The following is a 290-nucleotide window of genomic DNA, read 5'->3' as shown; positions in this document are numbered from 1 at the left end:
AAAATGATGGGTTCCCATGCGATCGCAAGTCTCATTCGTGTTCGCAGCAAAACAGTATATTACTGTGCTCACCTGATTAGTTTATCGGTGATGATGATTCTGTTTTTCGCCGTCTATGACTTTATTTTACTTCTGGCTTCGAGTTTCTGGTTCCATGGAACGTTTGTCGGTTCAGCAGAACCTGTTCTTCATTCGCTCCGACTGTATTCGTTACCCGTTATTGTATTCCATATATGGGGTGTACAAGTGATCGGCTCGGTGACGATTGCGCTTATCCAACTGTGTATAGC

1 protein-coding gene is annotated in these 290 nt (G+C 43.8%); it reads left to right on the top strand.

What is annotated here, in order from left to right; translation table 11 throughout:
- On the top strand, positions 1–290 hold a 290-nt coding region (locus tag PPOP_RS24725), incomplete at both ends, for a hypothetical protein (protein WP_234399886.1).

The organism is Paenibacillus popilliae ATCC 14706 (assembly GCF_000315235.1).
Taxonomy (GTDB): Bacteria; Bacillota; Bacilli; order Paenibacillales; family Paenibacillaceae; genus Paenibacillus_B; species Paenibacillus_B popilliae.
The sequence above is the reverse complement of the archived record's forward strand: the minus strand, read 5'-3'. Positions and strand labels throughout refer to the sequence as shown.